The 4,881-nt window shown below is 63.8% G+C and carries 6 protein-coding genes; 3 read left to right on the top strand and 3 right to left on the bottom strand.

What is annotated here, in order from left to right; all coding sequences use genetic code 11:
- The 3 genes from ACK5L9_RS01540 to ACK5L9_RS01550 all read left to right on the top strand — a co-directional run.
- Positions 1–504: pirin family protein (locus ACK5L9_RS01540; RefSeq protein ID WP_416909686.1), on the top strand; the 504-nt coding region annotated here is incomplete at its 5' end.
- 6 nt (positions 505–510) lie between these two features.
- Positions 511–1,059, top strand: a complete 549-nt coding sequence (locus ACK5L9_RS01545) for a DUF924 family protein (protein WP_416909687.1) — start codon at positions 511–513, stop codon at positions 1,057–1,059.
- Positions 1,060–1,134: 75 nt separating this feature from the next.
- Positions 1,135–2,316 (top strand): PQQ-dependent sugar dehydrogenase, encoded by a 1,182-nt coding sequence (locus tag ACK5L9_RS01550; RefSeq protein WP_416909688.1) that lies wholly within the window; start codon positions 1,135–1,137, stop codon positions 2,314–2,316.
- Positions 2,317–2,336: 20 nt separating this feature from the next.
- Here the strand turns inward: ACK5L9_RS01550 and ACK5L9_RS01555 are convergent, their stop codons facing one another.
- The 3 genes from ACK5L9_RS01555 to ACK5L9_RS01565 all read right to left on the bottom strand — a co-directional run.
- On the bottom strand, positions 2,337–3,215 hold the full coding sequence (locus tag ACK5L9_RS01555) for a DMT family transporter (RefSeq protein ID WP_416909689.1): 879 nt from the start codon (positions 3,213–3,215) through the stop codon (positions 2,337–2,339).
- A gap of 111 nt (positions 3,216–3,326) precedes the next feature.
- The gene (locus tag ACK5L9_RS01560; RefSeq protein WP_416909690.1) at positions 3,327–3,815 is read right to left on the bottom strand and encodes a MarR family winged helix-turn-helix transcriptional regulator; all 489 of its coding nucleotides are present in this window, start codon (positions 3,813–3,815) and stop codon (positions 3,327–3,329) included.
- Positions 3,816–3,933: 118 nt separating this feature from the next.
- Positions 3,934–4,881 (bottom strand): ABC transporter substrate-binding protein (locus ACK5L9_RS01565; protein WP_416909691.1); only part of this gene is annotated, 948 nt, incomplete at its 5' end.

Genomic DNA, 4,881 nt, shown 5'->3' on the forward strand with positions numbered 1-4,881 from the left:
AGCCACGAGGACATTGACCCGATCTTTGAACATCATGGCCAGCAGGCGCTGCCCCTGATCGAGGCAGAGGGCGCGCAGGCGCGGTTGATCCTTGGCCGCGCCTATGGCGAGGTGGCGCCCGCGACGCTGTATTCCGACACTTTCTATCTGGATGTGACGCTGACGCCCGGCGCGCGTTTTCCTCTGCCCGATGATCACGAGGATCGCGGGCTGTATATCACCGAGGGCTCGGTCCGGATCGCCGGACAGGAATTTCAGTCCGGGCAGATGATGGTGTTCCGCCCCGGCGACGCCATTTCGGCGCAGGCGGGCGAACAGGGTGCGCGGCTGATGGCATTGGGGGGCGAAACCCTGAACGGGCCGCGCTTTATCTGGTGGAATTTCGTCGCCTCGTCGCGCGAAAGGATCGAGACGGCGAAACGCGAATGGCGGGATGCGCGTTGGGGTCAGGGATTGTTCGATCTGCCGCCGGGCGACCGGGACGAGTTCATTCCGCTGCCATAAGGAGAAATGATGTCTTTCAGAACCCCCCAGGATGTCCGTGACTTCTGGTTTTCGGACGAAATGAAGCCCTATTGGTTCGAGAAATCCAATGAAATCGACAACCAGATCATCCAGCTTTTTCTGGAAACATACGAGGCTGCGCATGGCGGCAGGCTGGATCACTGGATGGAAAGCGCGGCGGACGCGCTGGCGCTGATGATCGTGCTGGATCAGTTTCCGCGCAACATGTTCCGCGGGTCGGGCCGCAGTTTTGAAAGCAACGATCTGGCGCTGACACATGCCGGTCAGGCGCTGGACAAGGGCTTTGACCAGCAGGTTGTCCCGGCGCAGCGCGCGTTCTTTTACCTGCCCTTCATGCATAGCGAGGATCTGGACGATCAGAACCGCAGTATCCGCCTGTACGAGGCGCTGGGGGACGATAATTCCCTGCGCTTTGCCCATGCTCATCGCGACATTATCGCAGAATTTGGCCGTTTTCCGCATCGCAACGCGGTGCTGGGCCGCGAGAACACGGCGGATGAGACGGAATTTCTGAAGACTCACAAAGGGTTCTGATCGCAGGAACTGTCTGACGGTGACGTGATCCTGGTGGCGGTCGGTCTGCGCTAGGCTGCGGGGACGGAGGTTTCGATGACTCGATTTTCAGGGTTCCTGATCGCTGTCCTGTTCGCGGCTTCGGCCCATGCGCAGGATTTCAACGCCGCAGCCCCCAACGCGCCGGGACAGAAACCGGCTTTCGCGGGTCAGACCCGCGCCCCGGTTCTGCCGGATATGGCGTTGAACCGGCAGGTCGTCACCGAAGGGCTGCGCCATCCCTGGGGGATGGCGGAACTGCCCGATGGCGGCTGGCTGGTGACGGAACGGCCCGGACGGCTGCGGCTGATCGCCCCGAACGGGGCGATGTCGCCCGCGATTGCCGGGCTGCCCGATGTCGATAGCCGCGGGCAGGGCGGGCTGCTGGATGTGGCGGTGGCGGGCAATTTCGCCGAGACCAGGCGCGTCTGGATCAGCTTTGCGCAGCCGCGCGGCGGTGGGCGCAACGCGACGGCAGTTGCGACCGGGGTTCTGTCGCCGGGTGGCGACCGGCTGGAAGAGGTACAGGTCATCTGGCAACAGCAACCGGCGTGGAACTCGACCAACCATTTCGGATCCCGGCTGATCCTTGACGGGCAGGGCGGGCTGTTCGTCACCACCGGCGAAAGATCCAGCCGCGATGCACGCGGGCTGGCACAGAATGTCACGACAAGTCTGGGCAAGGTGGTGCGGATCGATCCGCTAAGCGGTGCGCCGATGGGCAGGCCGGGGGTCGAGGGCGCGTTGCCCGAAATCTGGTCCTGGGGGCATCGTAATATTCAAGGCGCAGCAATGGGGCCGGACGGCGCGCTTTGGACGATCGAACACGGCCCGCGCGGCGGGGACGAACTGAACCGCCCGCAGCCCGGTCGCAACTATGGCTGGCCGGTCGTGACCTATGGCATCGAATATGGCGGCGCGGCGGTTGGCGAGGGTGTCACGCAGATGCAGGGGACCGAACAGCCGGTCTATTACTGGGATCCGGTCATCGCGCCGGGGGGAATGACATTCTATGACGGCGCGCTGTTTCCCGATTGGCGCGGAGATCTGCTGATCGGCGGCTTGCGGGCCGGGGCGCTGGTCCGGCTGCGGATCGCCGATGGCCGGGTGCGGGGCGAGGCGCGGCATGTGCAGGGCCTTGGCCGGGTGCGCGATGTCGCCGTGGCACGGGACGGCTCGGTCATGGTGCTGACCGATGCGCAGAACGGCGCGCTGATCCGCTTGACGCCCGGCGGTTAGCGACCGCAGGGGCGGAAAACCTATTTGCCGTTCTTCAGCACCCGCGACAGTTGCACCGCCAGAATCCCGGCCATGATGATGAACACGCCCAGAATGTCGCCGCTGCCCAGTTTCTCGTCCAGCAGTACGGCGGCGGTCAGCACGCCGAAGAAAGGCGACAGGAAATGGAAGGTGGCGGCGCGGACCGCCCCGATCCGTTCGACCAGCAGCAGCCAGAGCCAGGTGGCCAGCAGGCCCGGCACCAGAATCGTGTACAGAAACGCCCAGACCACCCTTGCGTCCAGCGTCAGTTGCCATGTTTCGAAAAATGGCGCGATCAGGCCAAGGCTGACCGCACCCACCAGCATTTGCAGCCCGACGATCATCATGACATTCCCGCCCGAACTGGCCCCCCGCGCCGTCAGCGTCGCGATCGCCAGCGCCAGCGCCCCGCCAAAGCACATCAGAATGCCGGCCGGATCGCTGCCCCCCGACAGGCGCGAGCTCATGATGATCACGACGCCGACCAGACCCAGACCCAGACCGAAAATTGCCATCGGGCGCAGTTTTTCGCCCATGAACAGCCAACCCAGAAAGGCCACCATCAGCGGCATGGTCGCCGCGATGATCGAGGCCAGCCCGGCCTCGATCCATTGCATCGCTACCCAGTTGAGGCCCAGATACAGCGCGTTCTGGCACAGCCCGAAGATGATCACCGCGCGCCACTGATTGCGGCTGAGGCCGTGCCACGTCTCGCCCATGGCGCGTGCGATCAGGACACCCACAATGCCCGACAGCGCAAAGCGCAGTGCCAGCGCGAACAGGGGCGGCGATGCGATGACGATCATCCGCGCCGAAGTGAAGGCCGATGCCCATATCAACGCGAAAAGCACGCCCATCACGATTGCGCGAATATCCATGAGCCAACCTTTCCTGCACATTCTGCAGCGGGTCCGACAAGATACGCTGCGCAGGAAACATGCAATGCCAAAATCTGCCACCGCCGCGACGGGCGGGCATTGGTCGGCGGATCAGCCCGGTGTCAGCGACCGGTCCACGGCATCGACCATCGCAAGGTTCGCGCGCATCCGGTCAAGCATGGAATACAGCGTGTCAAGCTCGGCCGCCTTGAACCCGTCCAGCAGAGCGGCCTCGCGCCGCAGGGCGATGACCATGATCCTGTCATGCAGCGCGGCCCCCGCGCCGGTCAGCCACAGCCGCCGCCGCGACCGGTCCAGCCGGGCGGCGACATAGCCAAGATCCTCTAACCGGCGGGTCGAGCGGCTGACAACCGATTTGTTCATCGCCACCATCTCGCCGACCCGCAGCGCCTGAATGCCCGGTTCATTGCGCAGCGCCGACAGGACGCGCCATTCGTTCAGTCCGATACCGAACAGATGCAGATAAAGCTGAGAGGCCCCCCAGGACAGCCGGTTGTTGATCTGAGACAGGTAATAGGGCGCATAACGCGAGGCGTGAACCGACATGTCGGACGCTGTCACCAGATCGGAATCGTTCATTGGCTTCACCTTGGCATGGCGGCGCTTTTTTATCGGTCACGAAACCGGAATGCAAACCGCCACCCGCAAGGACGGGCAACCCCCGGTTATCCGTGCGGGATGCCGGGGGCCGGGGCGCTTAATTCGCCGTCTCCGCCTTGATCCCCGCGACCTCGTCAGCGGTCATGTCGCCGACCGTCCCGACCACGCCATCGGTGATTTTCCACAGCCGGAACGGTCCGGTGATGTCGCCATACTGGTCAAAGGCAACCGGGCCGATGACGCCTTCGTAGCGGATTTTCTGCCCCTTGGCGATCAGGTCCAGGGCCTTTGTGAATTCCTCGGGGCCGGCATGGATCGGTTCGCCCTCCGTGCCCGTCACCAGTGGGATTGCGTCGCGGATCTTGTCTGCTGTCGCCTCGCCCGCCTGGGCGATGGCCAGCCCGACGATTGCGCCTGCGTCATAGGACCGGTCTGCCGCCGGGGCATCGGGGGCGATGCCGCCCGAGAATGCGGCGAAATTGTCATAGAAATACCGGGTGGACGCGGTTTCCGATGTGCCGGACGAGGTGCCATAGGCACCGTTCAGATATTGCGCGCCGACCGATTTGATGAAGTCCTCGGAATTCATCCCGTCATTCAGCAGAAAGCTTTGCGGTCCGCCGCTGGAAATCCACGCCCGCGCGATGGTCGCCCCGTCCACCGGATAGGAAATCAGGTACAGCGCCTGCGGATCGCCTTGCAATGCCGCCGTCGCCTCGGAGGAATAGCTGGCCTGCTTTTCGTTATAGGGCGTGACCGAGGTGATCTCGCCGCCAAGTGCCTCGTAGGCGGTGCGGAATTCGCGCATCATGTTCACGCCGAAATCGTTGTTCACATGGATGATGGCCAGCTTGTTCATGCCCTGATCCATGGCGTATTTCGCCGCAGCCGTGCCCTGCAACGCGTCCGAGGTGATGGTGCGGAAGAAATATCCGCCGGTCTTGCCCTCCTCGCCAAGCTGCGTCAGCGTCGGAGATGACGACGCGGGCGATACCTGCACCACCTTTGCCGGGGCCGTCACCGAGGTCAGGATCGGGATGCTGAC

The organism is Paracoccus sp. (in: a-proteobacteria), assembly GCF_047973135.1.
Taxonomy (GTDB): Bacteria; Pseudomonadota; Alphaproteobacteria; order Rhodobacterales; family Rhodobacteraceae; genus Paracoccus.

What these genes read in the sequence shown, in the direction of transcription:
- ACK5L9_RS01545 (WP_416909687.1), top strand. Translation starts at nt 511, where the DNA reads ATGATGTCTTTCAGAACCCCCCAGGATGTCCGTGACTTCTGGTTTTCG.
- ACK5L9_RS01550 (WP_416909688.1), top strand. Translation starts at nt 1,135, where the DNA reads ATGACTCGATTTTCAGGGTTCCTGATCGCTGTCCTGTTCGCGGCTTCG.
- ACK5L9_RS01555 (WP_416909689.1), bottom strand. Translation starts at nt 3,215, where the DNA reads ATGGATATTCGCGCAATCGTGATGGGCGTGCTTTTCGCGTTGATATGG.
- ACK5L9_RS01560 (WP_416909690.1), bottom strand. Translation starts at nt 3,815, where the DNA reads ATGAACGATTCCGATCTGGTGACAGCGTCCGACATGTCGGTTCACGCC.